Raw genomic sequence first — 1,548 nt, 5'->3', positions numbered from 1 at the left:
GGCATGCAGTCGTGGCAAGCCCTCCGATGCCATATCGGCTCTTGAAGCTGGCTGAGGGTCATGGGTAATCAGGTATGGTTTTATCATGTACACAAACCCTAATCATTAAAAAATGGCGCTTTATAAAACAAGGCCTTAAGCTAATGAAACTACTATCTCAATGCCAAAAATCCGTGCCACTATATGGCAATGAACATTTTTGCGCTGCCATATGGTGGCAGACACTCCTACCCAACGACTTGCTGAGCCTGTTCACCATACAGACAACTCAGAAAAAACATAAAATTATGAAGATAAAGCGACTGGATATGCAATAACCAACCCCTCCATACTCATCTCAGCATCTTGTTCCAAGATAGTACAATGGGATACCATTAATTATAACCAAGCCGCCTTTTTGCACCCAATCGAATCCCAACCAAGAGATGGCTTATTATGCATTTCATGTATGCCTTCGACGCTATCTTGTAGATGCTCAAGAATTATACCTTTTCATTCTGACCTTCATTTACATCCCCTGTATTTCAAAATGAAATACGATCTATATAGAAAACCATCTTAAACAAGATGAATGCTGAGTGACCACATATATTATCTCACTTAGTACACGCTGTGATGATATATTTGATTTGGTTATTTGTTCAAGGTAAGTGATAGGGCTATAGATTTTAGCTGCTGGCGAAAAAAAACCAATAAATTACGCATTGTTGCCCAGAGTGGGAATTGAATAAGCCTGCATCTAAAATATAATAAAAACAACGATTCCGTCAATATCTAATTCTGGTAATTAGAGTATACAGACCTATTCAGCTTGGCTGACTCAGGAGTAAAGCAGCCGATAATTAGTGAACTCAGACTGAAAACGGGGTCAGTTTTATCGACCACAACATTTCGCCCCCCCTCTACACCAGACCCTACAAAAATTTCCATTTTTTGCCCCCTGTCAGATGGCTTCAATTTTCATACATTGTCGCTATCCAGTAAGTCCACTGGAGATGACACGGAGAACCATCATGAGCAATAACAAAAAGCCAATGACCCCAGAAGCCGTATCACGTATCCACAGTGCCGAAGCTAAGCAGCAGGGAGGGGGTGTGAGTAAAGACAGCTTTACTGCTCGTGCACAAAAAACTGTTGCTGTTCCCCCATTAAAACCAACAACGAAATAGTAAGGAAATCACATGTGTAAAAAGGATGACGACGATAACCGTTCGCGTCAATTAAACCCCGAGCACGATGCCTATTGGCAGAGTCGGGGCTACGATGAGCGTCCTGATGAGGAAGATGAATGATTTTTTCAGGGAGCCTATTGCTCCCTGCTACCGATCGCTTCATTATAAAATCGTTGATAATGACTAAAGCATGTAACTTGAACATTATTAAATTCAGAGGAGTGCGTTACTTTAATCCATCCCGACAATACATCTGCAACACACCAAGCCGGCTCACAGTAATTAAGTACTTCAGCTTCGCCCCCGGTGTCAGAATAGTTGTCGCCTAATCTGAATAATCTAAATGTGAAGACCGGGGGCGGATAAAGAGTGTCGA

At 41.9% G+C, this 1,548-nt stretch carries 2 protein-coding genes; one reads left to right on the top strand and one right to left on the bottom strand.

The features are described from left to right. The first annotated feature begins 1,013 nt into the window (after positions 1-1,013). Positions 1,014-1,169 carry a hypothetical protein gene (locus tag OKC40_RS22395; RefSeq protein ID WP_201991553.1) on the top strand — a complete coding sequence of 52 codons (156 nt, stop codon included), beginning with the start codon at positions 1,014-1,016 and terminating at the stop codon, positions 1,167-1,169. A 137-nt stretch (positions 1,170-1,306) separates the two neighbouring features. Here the strand turns inward: OKC40_RS22395 and OKC40_RS22390 are convergent. Further along, a partial coding sequence (locus tag OKC40_RS22390) for a hypothetical protein (protein WP_270797018.1) occupies positions 1,307-1,548 on the bottom strand: 242 nt, incomplete at its 5' end.

The organism is Aeromonas sp. QDB11, assembly GCF_027705265.1.
In the GTDB taxonomy this organism is placed as follows: Bacteria; Pseudomonadota; Gammaproteobacteria; order Enterobacterales; family Aeromonadaceae; genus Aeromonas; species Aeromonas allosaccharophila.
This window is presented reverse-complemented; position numbering and strand designations above follow the sequence as displayed.

What these genes read in the sequence shown, in the direction of transcription:
- OKC40_RS22395 (WP_201991553.1), top strand. Translation starts at nt 1,014, where the DNA reads ATGAGCAATAACAAAAAGCCAATGACCCCAGAAGCCGTATCACGTATC.